The organism is Akkermansia muciniphila, from assembly GCF_040616545.1.
Lineage (GTDB): Bacteria > Verrucomicrobiota > Verrucomicrobiia > Verrucomicrobiales > Akkermansiaceae > Akkermansia > Akkermansia muciniphila_E.
In genome coordinates this window covers 836,526-861,214 of record NZ_CP156688.1, presented here as the reverse complement: position 1 = coordinate 861,214, position 24,689 = coordinate 836,526, and the positions used below count along the sequence as shown (strand labels likewise).

The 24,689-nt window shown below is 51.7% G+C and carries 17 protein-coding genes and 1 tRNA gene; 13 read left to right on the top strand and 5 right to left on the bottom strand.

The annotated features are described in order from the left end of the window. The first annotated feature begins 155 nt into the window (after positions 1-155). The 3 genes from ABGM91_RS03525 (at position 156) to ABGM91_RS03515 (ending at position 3,109) form a co-directional block, all read left to right on the top strand. A tRNA-Ser gene (locus ABGM91_RS03525) sits at positions 156-245 on the top strand. Between the two features lie 142 nt (positions 246-387). Beyond that, positions 388-1,245, top strand: coding sequence for a DNA adenine methylase (locus tag ABGM91_RS03520; RefSeq protein ID WP_354833721.1), 858 nt, complete (start codon positions 388-390; stop codon positions 1,243-1,245). Positions 1,246-1,273: 28 nt separating this feature from the next. Next, positions 1,274-3,109 carry an AAA family ATPase gene (locus ABGM91_RS03515; RefSeq protein WP_354833719.1) on the top strand — a complete coding sequence of 612 codons (1,836 nt, stop codon included), beginning with the start codon at positions 1,274-1,276 and terminating at the stop codon, positions 3,107-3,109. A gap of 925 nt (positions 3,110-4,034) precedes the next feature. Here ABGM91_RS03515 and ABGM91_RS03510 read toward each other — a convergent pair. Beyond that, entirely contained in the window at positions 4,035-5,555 is a 1,521-nt protein-coding gene (locus tag ABGM91_RS03510) for a M60 family metallopeptidase (RefSeq protein WP_354833717.1), read from the bottom strand. A 525-nt stretch (positions 5,556-6,080) separates the two neighbouring features. On the opposite strand from ABGM91_RS03510, the gene ABGM91_RS03505 reads away from it, so the two are divergent. Both ABGM91_RS03505 and ABGM91_RS03500 read left to right on the top strand, forming a co-directional pair. Beyond that, the gene (locus ABGM91_RS03505) at positions 6,081-7,322 is read left to right on the top strand and encodes a DUF2254 domain-containing protein (protein ID WP_354833715.1); all 1,242 of its coding nucleotides are present in this window, start codon (positions 6,081-6,083) and stop codon (positions 7,320-7,322) included. Between the two features lie 329 nt (positions 7,323-7,651). Continuing rightward, positions 7,652-8,968 carry a sialate O-acetylesterase gene (locus ABGM91_RS03500; protein ID WP_354833713.1) on the top strand — a complete coding sequence of 439 codons (1,317 nt, stop codon included), beginning with the start codon at positions 7,652-7,654 and terminating at the stop codon, positions 8,966-8,968. Positions 8,969-9,264: 296 nt separating this feature from the next. Here the strand turns inward: ABGM91_RS03500 and ABGM91_RS03495 are convergent, their stop codons facing one another. Continuing rightward, positions 9,265-10,020, bottom strand: a complete 756-nt coding sequence (locus ABGM91_RS03495) for a hypothetical protein (protein WP_354833711.1) — start codon at positions 10,018-10,020, stop codon at positions 9,265-9,267. 1,139 nt (positions 10,021-11,159) lie between these two features. Here ABGM91_RS03495 and ABGM91_RS03490 point away from each other — a divergent pair. Next, positions 11,160-12,344 carry a sialidase family protein gene (locus ABGM91_RS03490; RefSeq protein WP_354833709.1) on the top strand — a complete coding sequence of 395 codons (1,185 nt, stop codon included), beginning with the start codon at positions 11,160-11,162 and terminating at the stop codon, positions 12,342-12,344. Positions 12,345-12,347: 3 nt separating this feature from the next. Here ABGM91_RS03490 and ABGM91_RS03485 read toward each other — a convergent pair whose 3' ends face one another. Continuing rightward, complete coding sequence (locus tag ABGM91_RS03485; protein WP_354834794.1) at positions 12,348-13,445, bottom strand: substrate-binding domain-containing protein; 1,098 nt, start codon at positions 13,443-13,445, stop codon at positions 12,348-12,350. A 107-nt stretch (positions 13,446-13,552) separates the two neighbouring features. Beyond that, positions 13,553-14,770 (bottom strand): sialidase family protein, encoded by a 1,218-nt coding sequence (locus tag ABGM91_RS03480; protein WP_354833707.1) that lies wholly within the window; start codon positions 14,768-14,770, stop codon positions 13,553-13,555. Here ABGM91_RS03480 and ABGM91_RS03475 point away from each other — a divergent pair. Both ABGM91_RS03475 and ABGM91_RS03470 read left to right on the top strand, forming a co-directional pair. After that, positions 14,754-15,083 (top strand): hypothetical protein, encoded by a 330-nt coding sequence (locus ABGM91_RS03475; RefSeq protein WP_354833705.1) that lies wholly within the window; start codon positions 14,754-14,756, stop codon positions 15,081-15,083. The genes ABGM91_RS03480 and ABGM91_RS03475 overlap by 17 nt on opposite strands. A 299-nt stretch (positions 15,084-15,382) precedes the next feature. Then, positions 15,383-15,718: a multidrug efflux SMR transporter gene (locus ABGM91_RS03470; RefSeq protein ID WP_102712491.1), complete on the top strand. Its 336-nt coding sequence runs from the start codon at positions 15,383-15,385 to the stop codon at positions 15,716-15,718. A gap of 77 nt (positions 15,719-15,795) precedes the next feature. Here the strand turns inward: ABGM91_RS03470 and ABGM91_RS03465 are convergent, their stop codons facing one another. Continuing rightward, entirely contained in the window at positions 15,796-17,730 is a 1,935-nt protein-coding gene (locus ABGM91_RS03465; protein ID WP_354833702.1) for an NAD(+) synthase, read from the bottom strand. Between the two features lie 312 nt (positions 17,731-18,042). Here ABGM91_RS03465 and ABGM91_RS03460 point away from each other — a divergent pair, with 312 nt between their 5' ends. The 5 genes from ABGM91_RS03460 to ABGM91_RS03440 all read left to right on the top strand — a co-directional run bounded on the left by ABGM91_RS03460 (position 18,043) and on the right by ABGM91_RS03440 (position 24,681). After that, positions 18,043-18,786, top strand: coding sequence for a class I SAM-dependent methyltransferase (locus tag ABGM91_RS03460; RefSeq protein WP_354834791.1), 744 nt, complete (start codon positions 18,043-18,045; stop codon positions 18,784-18,786). Between the two features lie 135 nt (positions 18,787-18,921). Beyond that, entirely contained in the window at positions 18,922-19,704 is a 783-nt protein-coding gene (locus ABGM91_RS03455; RefSeq protein ID WP_354833700.1) for a protein phosphatase 2C domain-containing protein, read from the top strand. A 436-nt stretch (positions 19,705-20,140) separates the two neighbouring features. Next, on the top strand, positions 20,141-20,932 hold the full coding sequence (locus ABGM91_RS03450; protein WP_354833698.1) for a LamG-like jellyroll fold domain-containing protein: 792 nt from the start codon (positions 20,141-20,143) through the stop codon (positions 20,930-20,932). 67 nt (positions 20,933-20,999) lie between these two features. Next, positions 21,000-22,406, top strand: coding sequence for a LamG-like jellyroll fold domain-containing protein (locus ABGM91_RS03445; protein WP_354833696.1), 1,407 nt, complete (start codon positions 21,000-21,002; stop codon positions 22,404-22,406). Between the two features lie 4 nt (positions 22,407-22,410). Beyond that, complete coding sequence (locus ABGM91_RS03440) at positions 22,411-24,681, top strand: BACON domain-containing protein (protein ID WP_354833694.1); 2,271 nt, start codon at positions 22,411-22,413, stop codon at positions 24,679-24,681. Positions 24,682-24,689 lie beyond the last annotated feature (8 nt).

The following is a 24,689-nucleotide window of genomic DNA, read 5'->3' as shown; positions in this document are numbered from 1 at the left end:
ACCTATGCGCTTTCCATCCTTTTCAGGCAACAGATGGAAACGCGGGAAGAGCTTGAGGAAAACAGGAAAATGCCTCCCAGGTGAAAAAAAGATTGCCAACCCCCTCTTCTACCGTTACATTATCCCCGCTTTCCTATTTAACACAATCTATCAACGGGCAGGTGTCAGAGTGGTCGAATGAGCACGCCTGGAAAGTGTGTGTACTGGCAACAGTACCGAGGGTTCGAATCCCTCCCTGTCCGCCATCAATTTTCTACCGCAATATGTTTGTAATGAATGTATTGCGGTTTTTATTTGTAGAGGTATGGGGAAAATATTGGGAAAAATCAATTGCATACAGGCCTTTGGGATTTACATTTATATCAGAAAGCCTATCATTTCCTTAATATGCCTTGTATTGATTCCCCCCTTCGCTATCCAGGAGGAAAAACTGCCTATTCTTCTCTGTTAAGAGAGATAATAGTGTTGAACCGGTTAAAAGGGCACAAATTGGCAGAATGCTTTGCCGGTGGAGCAGGCGCTTCAGTATCCTTATTATTAAATGGTACCGTACCTCATATCATCCTTAATGATTATGATAAAGCAATATATTCTGTATGGCATACTATTTTAAGGCATCCTAAAAAATTAATTAAATGGATTGAAAATACTCCTATTACTATAGAAACTTGGAAAGAACAAAAACACATCTATTGTACAGAGAAAAAAGCAGGATTTGAATTAGGTGTTGCAACTTTTTTTCTTAATCGCTGTAATAGATCCGGAATAATTTTAGCTAATCCCATTGGAGGAATAAAACAAGAAGGGAAATATAGAATAGATGCTAGGTTTAATAAAAATAAATTAATTGAAAAAATAAAAAAAATCTCTTCTTTCAAAAAAAATATATCAATATACAATCTTGATGCTTTAAACTTTATAGAGTTAATGAATTTTTCTGAAGACAAGGTTTTCATGTATTTTGATCCACCCTATTATCAAAAAGGAGAAACTCTTTACTTGAATCATTACGATCATAATGGTCATATGTTACTGGCTCAGTCAATACAAAATACAAGATGCCCTTGGGTCCTTTCTTATGATGCTTGCGATTCTATTTCTCAAATTTATAGAAATTATCCAATATATGAAAAACGGCTACTCTACTCAATAATGCCCCCAACGAAAGGTCTGGAGTATATAATTACCCCGTTAATTGTTCCAAATGAAGTAAAAAAAGCTCGTGTGTTATATTCAAATGTGTAGAAATTCTTTTCAAGAAAATCGCTTTTTAGTGAATCGATTATACATTGAACGATTCCGAAGGTTTTATCAGCAATCAGCTAATTTAGGTGAGAGGATTACCCTAATAGCAGGTCAAAATGGAACATCAAAATCCACTCTCTTGGGAATGATTGCCCAAGCCTTTTCTTTTTCTAAAAAGAAAAAAGGAATATCTGAATCTCATGCAAAAGTATCTGTATATACAGATAATTACGATGCTCAAGATTTTCAATATAAAACTATTGGAGGCAAAATTTTTCAGTCTAAATTTAGTGAAATTTTTAGACTATCAAAACAGTACGACAATAAAGGAGAACATAACTATAGATTATTCATTCAAGGGGACGACCTAACTGAAAAATGGTTAACAACAGAAGGCCTCCCTATAAAATCAAGAATTCGTAGCGGAGGATCTACTCCTGTAAGATTTGTTGCCGGTAAAACACACACTGGAGGAGAAGGAAATTTTCCTCATCCAGTAATATATTTAGGACTAACAAGATTATCTCCTCTTGCTAATTCTTCTAAATTTAGACTAACAAAAAAAAGTGATTTAAATGAAGAGGAAAAGAATTTTTTAAAAGAATGGCATAGAAAAATATTATGTTTAACAGAAGAAGCTAAAGATACAGAAATAGTCCATTCCGGCATACCATCTAAAGGCGATTTTATTGGTACTAATTTTGAAGATTACGATTCAGAGGGTTGTTCCGCCGGTCAAGACAATTTGGGACAAATTCTTACTTCTATTCTTTCATTTAAACGTCTAAAGAAAATCCTTGGACAAAAGTATAAGGGAGGCATTTTATTAATAGACGAATTGGATGCTTCATTTCACGCTGTTGCACAAAAGAACTTACTAGAATTTCTTTCTAAACAAGCAAAAGAATTAGATATTCAAATAATAGCAACAACTCATTCTTTAATAATCTTAGAGCATGCTTATACATCTTCCTTGAAAGAATATACTTCTATTTTATATCTAAGAAGACACAATAAAGAAGTTTTCATAAAAGAATATGATACTTATGAACTTATTGAGGCAAATTTAACAAACACTTTAGTAAGGGATGTTGTTCCTGAGAGAAGAAGAAATATTTTATTTGAGGATAAATTAGCGTATTGTTTTTTTAATTGTTTAACTCACAATAAATTTAAATCCGGTTTTTTTAAATTTACTAATGAGATAGCAGAGGAAGGTGAACAAAACGAAAGAAAATCTAATTCATCGGCAAATTATTTGAAATGGTTATCTAAATTCGCTCCTTTAAAAGATACAATTAAAGCAATATATATACTTGATTCCGACCAAAAAGAAGAAAATTTTCTGAAGAATACTAAAAATGTTCTATTTTTACCTAGTGCATTTGATCAGAAAATTGCTTTTGAAAAAGAGCTTTTTCTATTCTGTGAAAGCCTAGATGATTCTTCCAAATTTTGGAACGAAGAAAAAAATTTCATTAAATCTGTTTTAATTCAAGGATATGAACATTTAAGTTCAGAGACGCAATCTTCCGATGACTTTAAAAATTGGTTCAAGGGAATAATTTCAGATAAAGAAATGATTAAATTTATAGGGAAATTTGGAGAAAAGTTAATAAAACTATGGGTTAGTCATCATATGGAAATATCAAAAGAATTTTGCCTTAATTTTATCAAATCTGTATCTCATGTATTTGGAAAAAATTCATTACCAAATGATATAGTTGATTCTCTTTTATCAAAATATGATACTAAAAAAGATGACAATATCTCACCTGTCGTGTCTATTGATATCAAATCTACACCGTTAAAAGCTAAGAAAAAAATAGACTCTAATCCTTCTCAAGGAATATTAAATTTATAATATAGCTTTTGCTATTATTCCTCGATCAATTTCTCCCTATTCATTTTTCCATTACCATTCTATCTCTCATAAATACTTTTCTCCATCATCCATTGGTATTCCCCTCAAATTATATTCATACATGGAGTGAGATCATTTTTCTTGTAACTTATTTGTTTCCATGTGCTTGTGGATTTTGTGAATTTTTGCAGAAGTAGATTATAGGTATACAGAAGTATACATTTGAAAACTCTCTCTTTTATCTTTAATATACATTGTATGAGACCATATTTTTCATAACTTGCTCATTGCAATATATTTGTAAATTTTAAACCCGTTTTCATAAGCCTTTTTTCCTCTCCATTATTCCATTTTACAGGATCACTTGGAGAATCCATGTTTTGGAAAATGCTGATGGTAGTATACGGAGAATCATCTATACGCAGATTATTTTATTCTGAATATCCCCAGAATTGATTGTACGGATTTTTTAACATCTTCCCTTACCAATTACCTTTCTTCCTGAATAATTTCCGTAAGAATCAATTTAGAATTAATTATCCTGTATTCCTTGGATTCTAAGAAGTGGAGCTGGATTGAATGACCACGAGGAAATGTTTAATTAAAAACGGCTTCGTACAAAATCTTCATGGAGGGATGATTTTGTGTTTCCTGTCAGTTGTACGCTGTATTCCTTGTCGGTGGATGGTGGTTTATTCTAAATGCCTCCAGGATCATTTGTAAGGATTTCAGAGGAATGATGGGTATTAACATCCGCAAATCTGAAAAATTACCGTAAAAAATAATTTTGCCTTACAAGGGCCTAAATGGATTTTCCTATTTTCCCAATTGATACATTTTCTAATGGAGAAAAGGTTTCCATTTTTTACTGAGAGATAGGCATATTATGGCTTTTATGAGGAATAATTAGGATTTCTTAATAATACTATTCACTTATTCCGACGATATCAGTTTCAGGTTTCGGGTAGCTTTTATCAGTAATCCATTTTTTTGTTTCAGCCACCATTTCAGGAGTGACGGTGAAATCGTAATTAGCGTAGTCACCGATTTTGAATTGCCCGGTTTTGAAGAATCCCCATTTCTCGAAGAAGTCGGTCAGGTCGGTTTTTGTGACGTCGCAGCAGGCTTTGATGAATTCGAACTGGTATTTGATCGTTTCATTTCCGCCGTAGTTTCCCGCGTTGTTGCGCAGGTATTCCATGACGTCAGGGTAGAAGTCGGGATGCCCGTTTTTGGTAAAGTAAAGATGGAGTTGCCACAGGGGGACCAGCTTGTTGAAGACGTCCTTTGATTCCAGGTAGGCGATTTTTCCGTCGATGATTTCCTTGCGCGCTTTGTCGTAGCTGCCCTGGCGCTTCAAGCGGCTTTCGTTGCCCGTTTTGGCGGCGGCTTGAAGAGAGAAAATATTGTTGCTGACCTCCGTCATGCCGCCCCAGGTCATCGGGCGCATTTGCATGACGTGTCCGACTTCATGGGAGAACCCCCAGCAGGCGTCGCCCTTGAGGACGTTTTTCGGATCAGTCACCATCCGCATGGTGCCGTTGTCTCCCAGATAGGCGACTCCGTCGCCGTCGCGGAACATGTAGTAGTTGAAGTTCACGCGGGCAAAGACGCGGTTTTTCGGGATTTTGCCGTATTTATCGAGGCCCATCAATTGGTATTGAATGCCAATCAGCTTGTCATAGGCGTCGATCAGTTCGGTACCGCGGTCCCTGGTGAATTTTTTCAGGAATTCGATGGGATAGGCCACCTGGATGTATTTTCCCCGGGCGTCCATAATCGGAGAGACGGCTTGGTCAAGCAGGCGTACCCAGTCTTCGTTGGTGTCGCCCCGGGTGGTGTCGAAATACCCGTTGACCTTGCCCGTCACGAAATGGACGGGGATTTTCGGAGCCGTATCGGCATCATTAGTAAAATAACTGATGTAGGCGTTGGCGGGCGTTTCCACATCAATGATGTTGATTCCTTCCTTGAGGGGAATTTGCTTTTTGTGCAGTCCCCAGCCGTTGGGGTCTTTCGTCGGCTGTACTCCTTCGGCCGGCTTGCGCATCAGGTTCGGGAGCAGGAGGCTGATTTCACGTCCATCCGTCTTGCCTACCAGCACGACGTGCTGCCCTTTTTCCAGGTAGACACCCGTCATGTTGTCGTATTTGCTGAATCCATCTCCGATTCTGAGATTTTTGCCCGTCTGGCGGGGTGAGGGGAGGGCCTGATATTCGGCATACAGGTAGTCCGGCTTGTAGTTGCCTGCCAAGATTTTGCCCGCGAGTTCCTTCATCGCGTCAGACTGGAAGGTGGAAGTGTCCTTAACATCCTGTTTCAGGGCCGTGCAGGAGGCATCCTTGAATAGCTGGAGATCATTGCCGATACTTTCCGGCGTGTTGGCGGCAAATACTGTTGCGAGCGACAGCAGGGGAAGGGAGAGGAATGAAATGATCCGGTTCATAACAACGTGGGGAGTGAATGATTTTACGATGTTAGAAGTTACACTCTCCGTTTTCCTCTTCTTTCACTATTTCTCTTTTTACCGGCAAACGGAAACCCACCCGGCTTCAACGCAAGGCCCGGGCTGTTTGATGAAGGGGAGCGCTTCAGTATTGTGCTGTTAATCTTTTCTGCGTGTGATTTTGAAGGCTTCCATTGTTTTAATCACTGGCCTCCCCCTGCTGCGGTTTCCGTGACAGGGGCATCCGCTGCTGTCATGCTTGAGATATTTGCCTCGGGTGAAGCATTTTTTCCAGGTTCAGAACCTGTTAGCGGGGCTTCCCGGTTCATGGCGTTCCATGGCGCTGATATTTTACCTTGGGGACATTAAAGTTGTAACATGGTACGCCTTTCCTTCTTCTTTGAGAGTCTTATTCTTGAACGGAGAGGCCAGGATATTGTTTAACAGGAGAGTAGCTTTCCGCTGTTCTTCCAATTCCAGCTTCTAATGAAAGGGTCCTTCATTTTTCAAATCAAGTTATTGTTTTTGCGGGCTAACAAGCTGCTTTGGGTCAAGGCTACCTATTTTGCCCTGCTGGCTATTATTACGGCCATTGCATCTATTTATCTGGGTGAGTTTGTGCCGTTTGATATTTTCCAGAAGATCGGGGCGGATACGGTTGATACGATTTTAAACATTCTGGCTTCAAGTATGCTGGCGGTTACTACTTTTTCCTTAACCACCGTCGTTTCCGCCTATGCAGCGGCTACGTCAAGCGTGACGCCCCGGGCCACCAAGCTGCTGATGGAAGATTCCACGGCCCAGAATGCACTTTCCACGTTCATCGGGTCCTTCATTTTCAGCCTGATTGCGATTATTTTCCTGAATTCCGGCATGTACGACCAGAAGGGAAGAGTCGTGTTGTTCGTTGTCACGCTAGGGGTCATCGCCATTATTCTGGTCACGCTTATCCGGTGGATTGAGCATTTGTCCCGTCTTGGCCGGGTGGGCGAGACTTCAGAGCTTGTGGAGGGAGTAACGCGGAAAGCATTGCTGGAACGCGCCAGAGAGCCGTATCTGGGGGCCAATCCCCTGGCTGACCGGGAACTTGATATTCCGGAAAATGCCGTTCCCGTCAGGAGTGAACAGACAGGCAATATCCAATATATTGACATGGGGAAGCTGGACCACCTTTCCAGGGACAGGGACCTTGATATTTACGTTATCTCACTGCCGGGGGATTTCGTTTCCGTTTCCTCAATCCTGGTTTACGTTGACAAGCCTGTGTCGTCTGAAACCCGGCGTGAGCTACTTGGAGCTTTTGTGGTCGGCCATGAGCGCAATTTTGAACAGGACCCCAGATTCGGATTGTGCGTGCTTGCTGAAATTGCCGCACGGGCCTTATCCGCGGCCGTCAATGATTACGGCACAGGGATTGATATTATCAACCGGGGCGTGCGGCTCCTGACGAATTACGCCCAGGCGGAACGCCATGCCGAGGTGAAGTATGAGAGAGTCTGGGTGCCTCCTTTAACTGTCTCCAATCTGTTTTCAGATATTTTTGCCCCTATCCTTCGGGATGAAGGAGGCATTACGGTTATTGACATCAAGCTGTTGAAGGCTTTTGCCGAGCTGTATAACCTGGATAACGGGCAATTCAAGGAAGAAGCCCGGAAATATTCCCGCCAGTGCTATGAACATGCGCTCAGAACCGTAGTGCTCGACGAAGACAGGGAGACCTTGAAAAAGCTGGTCATTGATGAGGCGGTTGCCGTGAGAAAGGAGTAGCCTTTCTATTCCGTATTCCGGCCAAACCGGGCGGACTGATTTTTGAGGACACCATGAAGTTTCCCGGATACCTGTACAGGCAAAGAAAAAATGTATTTTCCTGTAGCCTTCGTTGATAAATCGGCAGGAAGAGGGGAGCATTCCGACATTTTCATGACCAGGGGCAGGCACGGGCTGCGCCATGTTATTGGCGCTGATGATTAATATTTTAGAATAAGATTATTCGGGGATGATGCAGTTTCATCTGTTCCTTGATAGTTTTCTTCAGCAAATGGAAATTTTAATGAGCGTCCAGCCGTACATGCTCATGATTCCGTGATATGATGAAGATGAATACATGTGTCCGTTCCGGCGTTCTTTTCTGCCTGTTGATGGCGGCGATCCCGTGCAGTTTTGCGCAGAAGCCCGTGTTGACGGCATGGAATTACGTCCCGTCTTATGGGCAGTCGCTTTCCGTAGGTTGGACGGCCAAGCCGGTCGTAACCACGGAGCAGAAGGACGGCAATTTGATGTTCAAGGGCGGTGTGCGGCCTTTTGAGGGCGGCAATGACCGGAGCGCCGTAGTTCCTCTGGTGGAGAGAGTTTCTCCGGACGGCGCCAGGGGGGAGACGCCCGTTTCCGGAGCGGCCGGTAATTTCATGCGCCTGCTGAAGAAGCGCGATGCCGGAAAGTCCGCCAGGGTCCGGTTCCTGTGCTCTGCCGACGGTGTGGGCGGTGTCAGCATAGGCGTCCTCTCCAAAGGGAAGGCTCCTTATCAACGCATTCTGGATGATTTAAAAGCGGGCCGCGAGCTAGCGGCCAAGGCCGGAAAGACCTTTTCCATGCCCTGTTTCCTGTGGACGCAGGGGGAAACCGACCAGCAGGACAGGAAAACCGGGGAGTGGTATAAGGAGAGGATGCGCGCCCTGATCCATGATATTGACGCGGACGCCAAGGCCGTTACCGGGCAGAAGAATGACGTGCTGTGCTTCGGGTACCAGGTTTCTTCCCACCTCAATTATTTTGCCCAGAATCCCACGGACTACCCCGTGATTGCCGTGGCCCAGCTGGATCTGGCCCTGGAGAAAGACAGCCGGTACATCATGACCACGCCCATGTATCATTTCACCTATAGCGACGGGGTGCATTTGACGGCTCCCATGTCCCGGCTTTACGGGGAGTATGCCGGATACGTCATGTATAAGGTGATGGTGGAAGGCGTGAAGTGGAAGCCCATCCATCCCGTCGCCCATGCAATCGGCAGGAAGGGGCAGGACTGGACGGTAGACGTGAAGTTTTTTGCGCCTGTGCCTCCTCTGGTGCTGGATACCAGGACGATTCTTGATCCGGGCAATTACGGTTTTTCCCTCGTGAACGGCCGGGAGGAGCCTCTGGAGATCAAGTCCGTCAGCTTGAACGGTAAAAATGTCGTCCGCATCGTAACATCGTCGGACCCTTCCGGCTGCCGCCTCCGGTATGGGATGACCTTGAAGGAGAAGCTTCCCTCCGGTCCACGTACCGGCGCGCGCGGATGCCTTCGGGATTCCCAGGGGGAGAAGGTTAAGACCCGGATTCAGGACGTCGTGTACCGCATGGATAACTGGTGCCCGTTTTTCGATTATCCCCTGGATTCCCGGGGCAGGATGAACAAGACGGATCCCAGGTAGGTTTTCATGAGGCAGCCGGAGCCGCTTTTGTTCCTTCCTCCTGCATGGTTTATCCATTCCTTCTGAAAGACATGGAGTTCCTGTTCTCGTCTTAGTGACCTATACCCTAAATTGGAGCCAGTTCAAATGAAAGAGATCTAAGGCCCGATTATCGTTTGTAGATTGTTTGTCCAGCGTATATTTTAGAAAATAAGAAGGGTGGAGAATTTTTCCTATTGCTGTTGCAATTTGCCTCATTTATTTTTTTCACCCGTTTTATTTATCTTCCGATGAGCCGGAATAATTTTCTGCACAATCTAGGCTGGCCGGACTTTTCTACGGACGAGACAGGAAATGAATGCAAGCAAGCCAAGCATGGAGGTCGAAGGCTCCGGAATAGCATCATGCGCCATGCCGTTGAGCCGTATGTTGCTAATCGCCAAACTTTCTTCAACATCTTCGGTCGTGTTGGCAAAAGCAATTCTGAATGTGACTTCGTTTATGTTGCTATAGGTTTGACTCCAGGAAGTTAAGTCGAAAGATACACTTTGATCAAAAGTTTTGAATCCTGCATCTGTTCCAACACTAATGACGCCTCGCTGGCTTGTCAGACCAAGAGGTATCCAATCCTCTCCGCCTATGTTGGCGAAAATTTCAAATCCGAACCGTGAAGTTACTGTTGTGGGTTCCAGCACAGCCGCTCCCCAATCAAATGTAATGTTATATAAATCAAGGGATTTTCCTTCTTCTGCCTTGGTTGAAAATTGAATATATGATTTGTCGTAGTGGGGTGTATCGCTCGGCGTTGTATGATCATTGAACAGGGCCCAATAGTTGCCATCGCCACCCGATACGGTTGGGAAGTTGATCATATCCAGATTTCTGCTGTAGGTGAATGAAGTGATGGCCCCCTCATAAGTAGTCATCTGGCTGCCTCCCGAAGAGTCAATGCCGGGTACTGTGGCAGCGTGGTTATAAGGGCTTGGCTGTCCGTCAAGGAAATGGGACAGCAACTCGGCTTGAACCGAGCTACAAGCTACAAATGCCACCAGAATGAGGAAAAAGTTTTTCATTGAAAATATTTTTTACTGTTTATATTAAAGTAAGTTATTGTGAAAATGTTCGATATCATCTGTATGTAATTTAGATTAAGGGGGGTATTTTAGCCTGCACAACACTTTTTCCATGTTGGTACAAAGCGACGAACATATTAAGTTTCTGTATTTCAATAGAAAACCCAGTTTTTGGAATAGACGTTAACGCGTTTTTTTCGCTTGTTCAGGATTGTCATACGTTCTTCCGAAATTGCTGTGTAGCCCTCCGTCAATATCCGATTTCGTAACTTGGCTGATATTTCATGGTTGATCATATTTTCCGCTGAAGCCGAATTCGTTAGGCGTTTGCAAGGGGCCCCATGAGTCTGGTGCTGAGCACCATGGAGCGGTCGGCGTCCTTGACTGGTTCAAGCGTCTTCAGAACGGCTCCGTAAAAACCGCTCCCGGTGTCGCAGTCATCATTGATATAAAAATCAGAATGTCTTTCAGTTTATGCCTGGATCATTCATCCAAAGATGGCCGTGTTTCCTTAGTGTCCATCGTTATGTTTCTCGTTACATTTCATGGGCATCCCGTTGCCGGCCCCTCTGTTTCCCGGCTGCAAATGTATTACCGCCGAGGTTTCCCATCCGGCTGGGAGAAGCCGCGCTCTTCCGTACGCGACATCGTTTTTCATTTTCCCTGAAAGAGTTCCCGCCAGGAATAGCAACATTCCATGGATGCGTGTTCCTATCAGTTTTGAGATCCTGACATATTTTCATATTGAGAGTATGACCTCTGGGAGAATGGCTTCATCAGGGAACGATTGCTTCCCGCAGGTTTCTTTTTAACGGGTATTTCGTCACGTGCGGCACAGCCACGGCTGTTATTGGTCCGATTTTTCCCCATCTGAGAGTCCTGACGTGAAATCTCTGCCAAGAGGCGGAAAAAGGAGGCGCATGATTACCGAGTCATGAATTGCCCGGAAGGCGTGTTTTTGACTCCCTTCTTCCGGAAGGCGTAACGGCATCCGGTAGACCTGCGGAAGACCGAATTGGTTGCCTTCATTCCTCAAGAGTTTCCTCTGGTCTTCACTCGAATGCATGACATGGCTGTTGTGCGGAAAGAGAAAGTGGAATAGGATGAAGAGGATGATGAATTCCGTATTCAAGTGTTTGATGAGTGCCGTATGCGCCGTGGCATTGCCGGCATTGGGGCAAGAAGAAAAGGCCGGCTTTCCCACGGATAACGCCGTGACCGTGTTCAGCGCAGGGGAGGGGAATCCTTATGCGTCCATCCGCATTCCCGCATTGCTCAGCCTCGGCAAGGGGCAGCTTCTGGCGTTTGCCGAAGGCCGGTACAAGAATACGGACCAGGGGGAAAATGACCTGATCATGAGCGTCAGCAAGAATGGCGGGAAGACCTGGTCACGTCCCCGGGCGATCGCCAAGTCGCATGGGGCCACCTTTAATAATCCCTGCCCGGTTTATGATGCCAAAACCAAGACGGTGACTGTCGTGTTCCAGCGTTATCCCGCCGGGGTCAAGGAACGGCAGCCCAATATCCCCCAGGGATGGGATGATGAGAAGTGCATCCGCAATTTCATGATCCAGAGCAGGAACGGAGGCGCCACCTGGACGAAGCCGGAGGATATCACGAAGACGACCAAGCGCCCCACGGGCGTGGATATCATGGCTTCCGGCCCGAATTCCGGAGCGCAGTTGAGGAGCGGCCCCCACAAGGGGCGTCTGGTAATTCCGATGAATGAAGGACCGTTCGGCAAGTGGGTGATTTCCTGCATTTACAGTGATGACGGCGGCAAAAGCTGGAAGCAGAGCCAGCCAACCGCCAATATGAAGGGCCTGGTGAATGAAACGTCCATCGCGGAAACGGATAACGGAGGCGTGGTCATGGTCGCGCGCCACTGGGGCGGAGGCAATTGCCGCCGCATCGTGTGGTCGCAGGACGGCGGAGAGACATGGGGTGAAGTGGAAGATGCTCCGGAATTGTTTTGCGACAGCACGCAGAATTCCCTGATGACTTATTCTCTGACGGACCAGCCTGCCTTTGGCGGCAAGAGCCGCATTCTGTTTTCCGGACCCAGCGCCGGACGGCGCATCAAGGGGCAGGTGGCAATGAGCTATGACAACGGCAAGACCTGGCCGGTGAAAAAACTGCTGGGAGAAGGCGGTTTTGCCTATTCCAGCCTTGCCATGGTGGAGCCCGGCGTAGTAGGCGTGCTTTATGAGGAGAACCAGCCGCATATCAAGAAGCTGAAGTTTGTTCCCATCACGATTGACTGGCTGACGGACGGGAAGGACACGGGACTCTCTGCCGGCAAGAAGGCTCCCGTGATTAAGTAGAGCTTACTGTGGTGCGGATGGCTCAATTCTCCTTCCGCACATCACCTGGACGGAGCCTCCCGGACACAGTTCCGGGATGATGAGGCTGTTGGATACGCGCCGTTGTTCAACCAGCGCTTCAATCATCCGTATCAGTCTGCGGGCCGTCTTGCCCGTGGGCTGGCGGTAGGATGTTATGGGAGGCGTGACATGCCTGATGTAGGGTTCATCCACCAGGCTCAGCAGGCTTATGTCTCCCGGGATATTCCTGGCCTGGGAGGAAGCCCATGAGATGATGGAAACAAGCATCCTGCCACGCGTGGAGATAAGCGCCGTGATGCCGGGATCACGCAGAAATGCCCGGTCCAGCGCCCGGGCAGCCTGTGCCGCGTCCTCAGGCATGCGGATAAGGTGAGGAACCCATTTTTCCCCTTGAAAGGAAAGAAGCCCTTTTTCCATTAAACTGTTGCCCCTCAATTTCGAGGCCGGAATGCAGAGCGCCACGCGGCGGTGCCCTTTCTGATGCAGATACCCCGCCGCGTGGCGCACCAGAACTTCCCAGTGTGTGTCCAGGTATGGCAGCCTGGAAGACGGGTAGGAGATTCCCCTGACGAGGCACGGAATGCCCTTTTTCTTAAACCACAGCTGCACTTCCTCCGTAGTTCGATAGAGTATCCAGCAATAGCAGCATGCGGAGGCTTCTATCTTGCGCAGGCGGTGTTCCGAATGGTCTTTTCCGGTCCATGGAGCTTCCATTAATTGAAGTTCCATCCCTTCGGCGCGCAGAGCAGTCCCCAGTTCATGAAGTTCCACCCAGATGCTTTGCGGAAGATCGCGGAGGGGAAGGGAGGACAGGAAGCAGACATGTTTTTTCGGCAGGTTCGCAGGGGTCTCCGGGAGCGTTCTTGTCACCTGCCTGACCCTGTTTTTTTCCGGTGCGGCTATCAGCCCTTCTTCCTGTAACTGCGCCAGGGCTTTTCTGATGGTATCCCTGCCGGCTGCCAGCTCGCGGCTCAGCTCCCGCTCACTGGGCATCACCCCGTTGAACCGGCCTGACTGAAGACGCATTTTCAGTTTAGCGACGGTTATTTCTTCGGCTGATGCCTTGCCATGGCGCTTCATGAAGGTAAATGATACTTCCTTTTCACGCCGTGTTGCAAGCATGGGCTTGCCGCATGCCCCGGAATGGTTTGAGATGACTCCGGGGAAGAGACGGAAGAGGCGGTTGTTCAGGAACGTTTCAACAACTTGTTGATGGCCGCCGGATCATTGGGATCAAAAATGGTTTCTCCTTTTCCCTTATCGTTTCTGATAGGCTTCCGGCATCCGTTTGCATACGCTTTCGCCATACCGTCCGTATCTTTTATATGAAAGCGTATGGAAAGAATGTAGGGAGGTTCCCCCTTGTCAAAGTGCCCGTAGGTGGTGCACACCAGAGTGCCGTCCGGGAGCTGTTCCGCAGCGGGGTATGCGCAATCCCATCCGTTGCGGTTGTCCTTGAAGCGGATTCTATACATTCCCTCCCCGCCGTTCGCCAGATCTTCCCATTTGCCTACCCAGCCTACCCAGTCCCCTTCGGTAGGGGTGCCGGTATGTCCTTTTTTCTTGGAAGGCGGCGCGTCCCGGAATTGAATCAGCAGCCGTTCGTCCGGCAGGGGCTGAATCTGGTGGCGGTCCCCGCACAGCGCTGCCGCCAGATCTTTTGGCGCAGTCCAGGTTTTCCCCTCATCCTGTGAAAACATGACTTGGGAGTTGTTATTCCTGCTGTTTTCTCTCAATAGCAGAGCAATTGTCTTTCCGTCAGGGCTGCGGACAAATCCTCCCTCGCACAGGTGCATGTTCCTTGTCCCGGGAAAAATAACCTGGGGAGCGGACCATGTTAACCCTCCGTCCCTGGTGAATGTCACGTACTGTTCGAGGGTACGGAATTTTCCTTCTCCATCCTCTCCTGCGGCATTGGCATGATAGGACGCCATATAATGGCCTTTACCGGTTTTCAAGGCAATCAGGTCACTCATGACCACGATTCCCCCCGGTTGGTTGGGAATGGGAAATAATTCGGACCAGGTGCGTCCTTCATCTTCGCTGACGGCCATCCGGTTTCTGGCTTTTGTGTTCCTGTTTCCCCCCTGAACGCCGCTGAAGAGCAGAATGTGCCGCTTCCCGGCTGCATCTTCCGTCTCATAAAGCGTAGGGACTTCCCGGCTGCTCTTCCAGGACTCGGGGACGGGCAGCCTGTCTCCCCATGTCCGGCCGCCGTCAAAGGATTTTTTCAGAATAATTTCTCCGCTGCCGTGGCCTTTGGGATAAACGCATAAAATGGTCTTTCCGTCCTTGAGGAGCAGGGTGGTGGGATGTCCCAGGTATTGGCCTTTTTCCTTGTCGACGGTGATCTGGGCTTCCTTCCAGTCATCCAGATCAATAATGGGAATGGTGGACTGGTTCAAGTGCCGGGAGGGCATATCTGCTGAAGAGGACAGGTGGAACATGGCGCAGACCACCAGAAATGTTCCGGTGAAGAATGTAAGAGGAAAGTTCATGGATGTTGTTGGGGGTGTTTATTGGAGCGTCATACGGCTGTGCCTGAAGGCCAGACCCGCCGTGCCTGTTGAAACCAGGTTTCCGGCAATAACTGTAAAAGCAGAGAAGTGTGGGAGCCTCATTAAGCGTATTAGTTTTAATACCAGGATTGCCCACGATGCAGCAAGCATATTAGGGGCGCTTGTAAAAAAGGCCATATTTTTAAAATTAATGAATTGATAATGTATTGAAAATAATATCATATCATATTTTTTTGGAAGAAATTTTCTCATGAAAGAAGACCATTGTTTCAAAGGTGGGTATGGTGGAACTTTTAATAAACCGGACTCCGGAAAAGACCAAGACGGTTTGGAAGGCATAAGGGCGAACTCCCGTATTTTCCCGGCATGACAAAGTGCGCCTGCATTGCCGGCTTGATTCCGGGGCGTCCGCAGGTACCCTGCAAGGCATCCGTTGCCCTTGGAGCTTTTCCCCTTCGGGAAGGCCGGCGAACGGAAGAGGATACCCTATTTCAATATATGTCCTGGATTTATCTGGTGTTGGCCGGTCTCTGCGAGATCGGATGGCCTTTGGGTTTTAAACTTTCCCAGGCCCCCGGTACGGGGAGCGGCAGGTTTGCCGCCTGCATTGCGTTTTCCGTGTTCAGCATGGCTCTGAGCGGCTTCCTGCTGTGGCTGGCGCAGCGGAACATCCCCATAGGCACGGCTTATGCCGTGTGGACGGGCATCGGCGCTCTGGGCACGTTCATGGTGGGCATCCTGTGGTTTGGGGATTCCTCCAATGTCTGGCGCATGCTGGCGGCCACGTTTCTGCTGATAGGCATCATCGGCCTGAAGCTGGCTCCGGGCCATTAAAGAAATCCCGTGCCGTTGAACGGCACAGCCGGGAAACCGCCGCCGCTCCCGTAACATCACTCCCCGCCACAGGCGTTTCAGCTATGGGAAAGTCCGTCTGACCAGACGGTTCCCCATGCGTCGGAGGGCATGCGCCAGTCTCCGCGCGGGGAGAGGGAGATGGTGCCCACCTTGGGGCCGTCCGGGATGCAGCTTCGCTTGAATTGCTGGCGGAAGAAGCGGCGGATGAAGATTCCTAGGCACCGGCGGATGAAGTCCGGCTGGAATTCATTCCGGAAGGCGTTTTCCGCCAGATACAGGATTTTGTCCGGCTGTGCGCCGTATTTGATGAAATGGAAGAGGAAGAAGTCATGCAGGTCGTAGGGCCCCAGGACGTCTTCCGTCCGCTGTTCAATGGTGCCGTCATCCGACGGCGGCAGCAGTTCCGGGCTGACGGGAGTATTGTTGATGTCCAGGAGGGTGGCTGCCAGTTCCGGGGAGGATTGGGCGGCAATGTGTTCAATCAGACAGCGGATCAGCGTTTTCGGGATGGAGCAGTTGACCGCATACATGGACATGTGGTCCCCGTTGTAGGTGCTCCACCCCAGGGCTATTTCAGACAGGTCTCCCGTGCCCACCACCAGGCCCCCCATCTTGTTGGCCAGGTCCATCAGGATTTGCGTGCGTTCGCGGGCCTGCACGTTTTCGTAAGTGGTGGTGCGCTCCGCCGGATCGTGCCCAATGTCGCGGAAGTGCTGGAGAGAGGCTTCAGAAATGGGTATTTCCCGGAGTTCCGCCCCCAGCAGGCGGCACATATTCACCGCGTTCGTGTGTGTCCGGTCCGTGGTGCCGAAGCCCGGCATGGTAACGGCCAGAATGGCGGAAGCGGGCTTGTCCAGCGCCTGGCATGCCCGCGCGCAGATGAGCAGGGCCAGCGTGGAGTCCAGGCCGCCGGAGATGCCTATCACCAGCCTTTGGGCATGCGTGTGTTCCATCCTCTTGGCAAGCCCCGCCGTCTGGATGGCGATGATTTCTTCACAGCGTTCCTGGCGGTGCCGGGGCGGGGGCAGGAAGGGCCGCGCAGGATTGCAGGCGTGTTCCAGGCCGGGGGAGGGGGGGACTTCCTCCGCCAGCGTGAGATGCAGGGTGTTTACGGAGGGGAATAACGCCTTGCTGTCGTTAAAGGAGCTTTCCGAGAGACGCGCCGCCGCCAGCCGTTCAAAGTCCACGTCTGCCAGAATAAGGGAGCTTTCCCTGCGGAACCGTTCGCCTTCCGCCGCCAGCCTGCCGTTGTCCGCAATGAGGGAATGCCCGCCAAACACCACGTCCGTGGTGGATTCATGCACCCCGGCGGAGGCCAGGACATAGGCGCAGAGGCATCTGCCGCTTTGCTGTTTGACCAGTCCGCGACGGTAGGCGGCTTTGCCGGTGAGTTCCGTTCCGGCGGACGGGTTGAAGATGGCCCTGGCGCCTTGAAGAGCCAGCATGGAGCTGGGGGGGATGACGCTCCAAAGGTCTTCACAGATTTCTATGCCAAAGCTGAAGGAGGAGGCTGAATCATGAAAGATGATGTCCGTGCCGAACGGAACCAGCGACCCATTGACCGTGGCCTCCCGGACGCCCGCGCCCAGCTCCCTGCCGGAAGTGAATTGCCGTTTTTCATAGAATTCCCGGTAGTTGGGGAGCATCGTTTTGGGAACCAGCGCCAGAACCCGGCCGCCCTGCACTACGGCGGCGGCATTATACAGGGCGTCTCCGTACAGGAACGGCAGCCCCGCCACGGCAATGGTCCTGGTCCCTTTCGTGGCTTCTGCAAAGCGGCGCAGCCCATTCAGGGCCGCCTCCCTCAGGCGCGGCTGAAAGAAGAGGTCTCCGCAGGAATAGCCCGTGATGCACAGTTCCGGGAAGACGACTGTAGCCGCCTGCTGCGCTGCGGCCTGCCGGAATCCTGCAATGAGCTGGTCAGTGTTGTAGTCCACGTCAGCTACGCGGAGCTGGGGGACGGCGGAGGCAAGTCTGTAATATCCGAACATGGGCGGTACGGTCTGAAGATAAAGCCCGCCAACGCTTTGTTTCCCCGGAGCAGGGGACAAGCCGGAAGGTGCGGGGCCTGATCCCGATACTAAAAGCTCCTGAAAGACTTGTAAAGCCGGGAGTGGGACCCGCCGCTACTCCTGCCAGGCTTCATAATGCGGGCACGGGAAGCTGTGGAAAGGGGAGGCGGAAGATTCTGTCCAGGATGCTGGCGGAAAGATTTTTCTGCGGCGTAGAACGGGATTGGCGCTGGCAAGGCGGTACGGCGGCGTTTTACCTTTGACCCGGAAAAGACATTTTCCGCCAGAGTGATGGACAATACAGGCAAATTCACCGGAAAAGCCGCTTCCTACACCCAGGGCCGCCGCGATTATCCGGAGGGGCTCCTTGACCTGCTGGCGCAGGAAGGAGGGCGCGAGCCCCTCCGCGCAGCGGATGCGGGTTCCGGCACGGGCATTCTGTCCCGCGCCATGCTGAAGCGCGGCTGGACCGTGTACGGCGTGGAACCCAATAATGACATGAGGGAAGAAGCGGAGAAGCTGTTGAGGGAGTTCCCGCTTTTCCATTCCGTGCCCGGCACGGCGGAACATACCCTGCTTCCGGATGCTTCCGTGGACCTGGTGACGGCGGCGCAGGCGTTCCACTGGTTTGACGCCGCCGCGTTCAAACGGGAATGCCGCCGCATCCTGGCTCCGGGAGGAAAGATTGCCCTGATCTGGAATTCCAGGGCAGAAGACTCTCCGGCGGTTCTGGAAGAAGGGCGCATCCATCGCCTGTACTGTCCGCGGTTTTACGGCTTCAGCGGGGGACTGGCGGATATTCAGGGGAGGATAGCCGATTTCTTTGACCATCATTTCCAGGTCTTCCGTTTCCCGAACGAGCTGTCCTATACGCGGGAACAGTACATCCGGCGCATGCTTTCCTCTTCCTATTCCCCCGGAGAGCGGGAAGAGGGCCATGCCGCGTGGCTGGAAGAGCTCAACCATCTGTTTGACCGCTTCCAGACGGGCGGAAAGCTCACGATTCCCCATGAAACCGTTGCCTATCTCGGGTAGTTTCCCGGTGGCGCCGGATGATGAATGGAAAGTTTTTCTTGGCTGGTTCCGAGAGGCGCGCCGGTGCGGCAACTGCTTCCTTCGCCATCTTCCCGCTTTCTTCAGGAAAAGGGATATGTTAGAATAAACTTCCACATGATGCAGCAGCCTTCTTCTCAAGAACCTTTCCTGGTGTCCGGATTGCATGGGGACCAGATTCTGGGCGCACGGAGCAATCAGCAGGACTCCTTTTCCATCCTGGCGGCGGATGATGCGCTGGTGATTGTCCTGGCGGACGGCATGGGGGGCTATACCGGAGGTGAGCTGGCCAGCCGTGCTGCCGTGGAAGGATTTTCACGGACGTTTGAGCGGGAGGGACGCGCCGCTCCCGGGAAGAGGCTGAAAAACGCCGTGCACGCGGCCAATGAACAGGTACGGATTGTCCGGAAGAAGCGAGGCTCCGACGATGAAATGGGCACTACCCTGGTAGCCGCCTGGATTGGCGCGGACGGGCTGCGCTGGGCCAGCGTGGGGGATTCCCTTCTCCTGCTGGTCCGGGAGGAGCAAATGTTTTTGCTCAATGCGCTGCATCAATATTCCGCGGAGCTGGAACAGATGGTGGCGGAAGGTTCCATCACCAGGGAAGAGGCTTTGTGCCATCCCGCCCGCCATTCCCTGACTTCCGCCCTGATGGGGAAGGAGGTGCCCCACGTGGATCTGCGGGTTGATTGTTTCCCCCTGTTGCCGGGAGACCGCCTGCTGGTGGCCAGTGACGGAGTGGGGCCTTACCTGGACTCCCTGGGCCCTGCCGGCATGCGTTACCTGTCCATGCTGTCTGCGGAGGAACTGGTGCGTTCCGTGCTGGACGGCATCACCAGGGACGGCGCTCCCAACCAGGACAACGCTACGCTTGTGTGCATGGAGATTACCGGAGCGTAATTTCCTGAGGAAATGCCGTAAGAGAAGCGCTGGAAACGGTTAACGGCATGGGACGGATTTTTAATCCGGCGTCAAGGGTTGATTTTAAGGGAAAGGAGGTTGTGAAAAAACTCCCCGGACTATGGCGGGGAGAAAGACCGGGGGAAGGCTGGCAGAAGTTTGTTCATTCATTTATTCCGGGAGGCCCGTGTTCCCGACAGCGCGGTCATCAGAGATTGCGGTGGAAGGACTTTTTCCCACGGTTTGGAGGGAAAACAGCCAGTGGAGAATGAAAGGCTGATTCGTTCATCTTTCCGATTCACTCGCCCTGCGGGCTTCATGCTTCGCATTCCGTCCAACCGGGCACGCCCGGTTTTCGAGCCTTCACAGCTGAATCTGAACAAGCGCCCCGGATTAAAAATCCGCTAAGAATTAGACCGCCATGAGAATATTATCCATGATTCTAGTAACATCCGGAATGTCTTCCATGGGAATTTCCCATGGCGCTTCCCTTGCGGTTTCTTCTCCTCTTCAGGAAGGACTGGCCATCCACATGGGATTTGATACCGCCGCGGCCGAATACGACAGCTACACCGGGTATACCGGGGGCATCAGTGCGTGGGGAGGAATGGGAATTGCGCCAGGCGGAGCTTTCGGCAGCGCGGGGCACTTGAATTTGGCCGGAGCTTCCGGCGCGCATCCGGGAACATCCGCGTTAAGTGCGGCCAATATCAGCGCGAACCATTTTTCCGTTAATTTTCAATTCAAGGACGTTTCCCTGAACGGCAATTATGTCCTGCGCATGACGACGGACACCGGCCGGACGTTTCAGTTTGAAACCATCGGCAATTCCATTCAACTGTTCGTGAGTTCCTCCCAGGGGAATTTTTATGCAGGGAATGTAGGCACGTTGACCGGCAATACTTCCAACTGGCAGAATTTTACGATGACGGCCGGGAACGGCGCCATTTCCCTGTATCTGGACGGCACGAGAACGGCGACTTACAATTTTGGAGACGCCGATCTCGGAACGCTTAATTTTTTCCAATTGGGCTGCGGGAATAACGGCGTGAATGCGGGTACGCTGAAAATGGATGATTTCAGCCTGTGGAACAGGGAACTGAGTGCGGAAGAGGTGCAATTCCTGGCAGATCATCCCGCTTCGGACGCCATGGTTCCGGAAGCTTCCGCCGCCTCTCTGGAGCTGTTCGGCCTTCTTGGCCTCCTGATCCGGCGCAGACGGCGTTGAGCCGCCTCATTCTTTCCCGTTTATTTGCTCGCTCCGGGAGGCTTTTCATTTCAGAATCCGGTTGATCATGATGACGAAACTACTCTACTGGGCGGCCCTCTGCCTTTGTAATCAATTGCATGCGGATTTATCAACCAACCAGTTGATCTATCTTCTGGATTTTGACGCGGCAGGCACTCCGGAGAAGCTTACCGCCGGTACGGGCAACGTGCCGTTTACGAGAGGGACTCCGGTGATGATTACCCCGGGCAGCCTTGTGCATCATGAAACGGGCGGCGTGAATAATTCCGGTTATGTACGCGCTGCGGGCGGAACCGGGAACAGCCTGCAAATTTCCAATGGGAATGGCCTGCCCCTGTCCAGCAGGGATTTTTCCATTTCATTCAATGTCCGCCGTTATACGGGGGGAAGCGCCTTGTTTGCCCTTGACGGGGCTACCGTCAACAGCGGCTGGACCATCTGGGGAGCAGGCGGTACGAGTTCCAGCTCCTGGAAAGATGAATCCGGCAATTCCAGCGCATCCCCTCCGGCGGTTCCCGCCGGGGACGAGTGGCATTCCGTGGTGTATTCCATCCGTAATACATCCGTGAATCTCTTTATTGACGGCAGGCACAGGGGAACCTGCACCATTACCGGGAATTTCCAGTTCGCGCCCCGAATTCGTTTGATAGGACTGGGGTGCACGGGCAACAATGCCAATGAGGCCGCGGCGGCTGATTTTGACAATATCGCGTTGTGGGGGAAGGCCATTACGACGGAAGAGGAAGCCAGGGCGGTCATGGAGGCCGTCCGCCCCGATCTCCTGGACCCGGCGCACCCTTCCGCGCCTCCCGTTGACGTGCGGCACAGGACGTGGGATTTCAATGAGATGGAGGACTGGCAGCATATGAACCAGAATACCCCCCATGATCCTGACCCGAATCCCGAACCGAGAACCGTTACGGAAAACGGCCTGTTGGCCATTCATGTGCGCAAGGGAACGCAGGACCGCCGTAAAGTGCTGACGAAGGACAAGATTTATACCACAGGGCGTTATAAATGGCGCCTTTACCTGCCCAAACTGGACAAGTGCGGAAGAACGAGCATAGGCGCCTGGATTTACTGCGACGACCAGCACGAACTGGATTTTGAAATAGGTTCCGGCACCCAGGCGGAGAGAACCAGGCTGGGCGCCGGAGATGACGACCTGGTCGTCGCGATGACTTCCCAGGCCAATCCCTACATATCCGGAAGACAGCTTATAAAGACGGGCTGGCATACCGTGGAGATGGATTTGACGCTGGTCAACGGCAATTATGAAGTAAAATGGCTGATAGACGGTGAAGTCCGGCAGACCCAGCGGGTGACGTTTGGAACAAGTTTCCCGTTCTTCATTTATTGCAGCGTGGAAAACCTGGGATTCATGGGGGACCATCCTCCCACGCAGGACAATACCGCCTATTATGACCGTGTGGAGTATTATTACCATCCCTGATGCCATGAAGCGTCTCCTTTCCCTGTTTTTCTCCGGTAGGTTTCGTTCATCCCTTTTCCGTGCAGGGCTGTTCCTGATGGCCGCTCTTGCCGTTCCTCCGGTCTGCGGGGCGTCCGGTTTTGACGGCGGGGACGGCACTCGGGAGGCCCCCTACCTGATTTCCAGTCCGGAGGGGCTGGCCGCGCTGGGCGGTTATTGCGGACCGGCGCACAGGGACAAGCACTTTATCCTGACCGGGGACATTGTTCTGAAAGGAGCTTGGACGCCCATCGGCTCCTCTTCCGCCGTGGAAGACGGGACCGGAGCCTTCCAGGGAAAGCTGGACGGCCGCGGGCATACCATTTCCAATGTCTCCGTGCAAACGGACAGTCTTGCCCATGCAGGGCTTTTTGCGGCATTGCATGAGGCGGATATCCGAGACGTCCATCTCAGGAACGTTTCCGTCTCCCAGACCGTCAGGGCTGTTTCATCCGCCGGCGGCCTGGCGGCTTTTTCCAGGGGAACCCGGTTCCTGTATTGCACGGTGGAAGGGAGCGTCAGCTCCCTTTATGAAGCAGGCGGCCTGGTAGGGCGGGACGGCGGCGGTTCCTCCTTTGTGCGGTGCGGCGCCGCGTGCTCCATTTCCGCCTCCTTTTTTGCCGGGGGCTTCCTGGGCACGGGGCATGCCGGAAGTTCCCTGAAGGGCTGTTATTCCCAAGGCCGCGTGGTGGTGACGCGGGAAAGCGGCGTGGAATTTGCCTCCTTTTTCCATGGCTACGGAGGCGGGATGGCGGCTTTTCTGCCGGAGGCGGATGACGGCGTATCCTCCACGTTCCGGAATTGTTTTTCCACCTGTACCGTGGAGGCCGATGATGAAGGCAAGACATTTACGCTGGGCGGTTTCATGGGGTTTGCCTCCTGCGCCGGGTTCATGAACTGCGCTGCCTCCGGCAGCGTGCGGATTCTTCATTCCGCCAAGGGCTGGGCCGGAGGATTCACCGGAGACAGCGTGCGCTGCCGGTACGTGAATTGCGCCGCCAGAGGGGCGGAAGTAAGTGTTTACTCTTCCCAGGATTATGCCTGTGCGGGCGGATTTTCAGGAAGGAACGGTCTGGGAAGCAGCGAGAATTGCCGCTCCGTCTCCAGGGTGGCGGCGCACGCCGCGGCAGCCTCCGGAGCCTGTACGGCCATGGCGGGCGGGTTCACCGGGTACAACCACCGGGGAGGCACGTTTTCCCGCTGCTACGGGGCCGGGAACGTGGAAGGAACGGCGGGTTCCTATTATGCCATGGCGGGAGGGTTTTGCGGCTATGACATGGGAGGCAGCTATACCGGGTGCGCGGCTTCCGGGTCTGTCGCGGGCACGGCGGCCAGCGTTTATGCAGGGGGCATTCTGGGATACATGGCGGATTCCGTCCTGGAAAACAATGCCTTCAACAGCGCCTCCGCCATTTCCGCGCATGGGGAGGACATTTCCGCCGTCCACCGCTCCAACAACAGGAATGGCGCCTCCGCGTCCGTGGACGGTTCCGGAAATGTGTGGAACGGGCTGGGTTTTTCCTTTGGGGAGGATGACTCCTCTCCGTGGAAGATGGGGCAGGATTCCCTGCCGGAGCTGTACTTTGAATCTTCCCAGAAGGCGGTGACTGTTTTCCGCATTTCTCCCGAACAGCTTTCCCTGGGCAGGGAGGGCGCCGGGGGCGTGCGGATAGACGTTGTTTGTGAGGGCGCATGGAACGTTGCTTCCCATGCGTCCTGGGCCGTGCCGGAAACCCTCTCCGGCCATGGAGACGGAAGTTTCACCGTGACGGCTGCTCCCAACAATTCCCCCGCTTCCAGAAGCGGCTCCATGGAGGTAGCCACGCCGGAAGGGCTGACCCGCCTGCTTTCCATCACCCAGGCCGGGAGCCCGTATGACCAATGGAAGAAAGACCGTTTTCCGGACGGAACGCCGGAGGGCCAAATGGCTCCGGACGCATGCCCGGCCGGGGACGGCATTTCCAACCTGATGAAGTACGCCACGGGGCTTGACCCGCTCAAGCCATGCGGAAGCGTTACCCGGCTCACGGTCAGGGAAAAGGAGAACGGCGGCAAATGCCTTGTGCTTGAATGGCCCGTTAATCCGCAGGCCGTTGACGTGGAGCATTCCGTGGAGTGTTCCCCTGATCTGGAAACGTGGGCGCCCGTTCAAGTCATGGAGACAAAGGGAAAAACGGAAGCGGTTTTTGAAGACCCGGAGCCCGTGCACGGCGGGAACGCGCGCCGCTTCCTGCGCCTGAAAGTCACCCGGCAATAGGGTTTCCG